Consider the following 1,435-nt stretch of genomic DNA (forward strand, 5'->3'; position numbering starts at 1 on the left):
AGTATCGATTTAACCGGCGCTTCGATTTGTCGACCATCTTGACGCGCCTCTTGTACGCTGCTGTCGCCACGGGCAACCGAACCGAAGCGTGGTGTCGGTTAGCTGAAGATCAGCGCTAATCACCAAAGGTAATTCGCGCCAACAGCCGCTTAAGCGGCAAACAGAATGCAACACTACACTAGGCGCACTCGCCGCCACCAACATCGACCCGGCGCTGCTGGTGAAGGTTCAGGCTGAACTGGAGAAAGTTGTCCAGGAGCGGCAACGCCAGGGCGCGCGGTCAGGACCGCCGAAGGACGGGCCGGACTTGAGCCGCTGAGTTGCATATCTATTTCTTGATTCGTACTGCCTCGAAGAAAACGCCATCCTCTGCAATCATAATATGGTTTTTTCGAATGGGATAAAGAAAATTACATTTCGCATCAATAATTGTTACCGGGTTGGGCAAAGGAGTATCAGTGACATCAGCGCGCCATTCGCGATCAAAGTACTTATCGACATCTTCGACACTTCGGCTATAGGGCGGATGCAAACAAGTTCTTCCGTTAAAAACAAATTTGTCAGCATTGATTATTGCGATTTTCCCCATGTACAAACGTGCTTTATGCTCCGATAAACTACTGATTCCCCCGCCCATTATCGACTTTATCTTCCAAAGACCATAGATGTCATCATTTATATCCTTTGCATTTGCGCTTCCTGCGATTGATAAAAAAAATGCCAGCGCCAAAAGACGCCTGATCAATGTCACTAACGAGGTCTTCATTTCTTTTCCCGAAATGGTGCGCTTTCCTCTTTTCTGCGGGACACTAGTCCGCTTAATAAAACCATAACAGACTTCCCATTTTTCTTGGTCCTGCCGTATACCTCGCTAGAAATTCGATTTGCTGCTCCATCAAAGTCACCCGCGTTCACAAGGTCAAACACAGGGGTCGCACCGGTGCTTCCCCTGTTGAACGTGAAGCTCACCAGCGCATCAAATTGTTCTTGTGTCAGATCTACGGTGACGCGTCGCTCTACCGTTCGCTCAGCCTCCTGGACTCTGGATGAGAACTCAGCCTCGACTTGGCCCACAGTGACTGGTCTCGCCAGTTCTTCAGCAGTACATGGGCCGCGGTGCTCGAGTATCCCGATGCCCCAGGAACAGTTGCCACGACCTGGGCCCATATCATCGTAATACTTCATGACGGGTTTTTCATGCTGCCGCATTTTTACTCGCGCCATGTTGCTCATTTTCATCTTTTTCTCCAAGTGATGATTGCCAAATTAGACTATTTTGTTAGCAGACAATCTCGGCTATCAGGTATGTTGAGCCAATTGCAAAACGATTTTTCCGAACTGGCCGACATCAGGAGAGCACGATTTTTCATCGCTTTTTCGTGATATCGGAGGAAATCTGATCGGTTACGGCGGCGGAATCATGGCTAATCTCATT

2 protein-coding genes and 1 pseudogene are annotated in these 1,435 nt (G+C 49.0%); 1 reads left to right on the forward strand and 2 read right to left on the reverse strand.

Annotation, left to right across the window (positions count from 1 at the left end; genetic code table 11):
• Positions 1-119 (forward strand): annotated as a pseudogene (locus F1735_RS33545) (IS1595 family transposase); the annotation flags it as partial.
• Positions 120-328: 209 nt separating this feature from the next.
• On the opposite strand, the gene F1735_RS33550 reads toward F1735_RS33545, so the two are convergent.
• Positions 329-766, reverse strand: coding sequence for a hypothetical protein (locus F1735_RS33550; RefSeq protein WP_167241329.1), 438 nt, complete (start codon positions 764-766; stop codon positions 329-331).
• Positions 763-1,239: a lysozyme gene (locus F1735_RS33555; RefSeq protein ID WP_167241330.1), complete on the reverse strand. Its 477-nt coding sequence runs from the start codon at positions 1,237-1,239 to the stop codon at positions 763-765. Before F1735_RS33555 ends, F1735_RS33550 begins: the two co-directional genes overlap by 4 nt.
• Positions 1,240-1,435 lie beyond the last annotated feature (196 nt).

It is taken from the genome of Massilia genomosp. 1 (genome assembly GCF_011682185.1).
GTDB lineage: Bacteria > Pseudomonadota > Gammaproteobacteria > Burkholderiales > Burkholderiaceae_D > Telluria_A > Telluria_A rubra.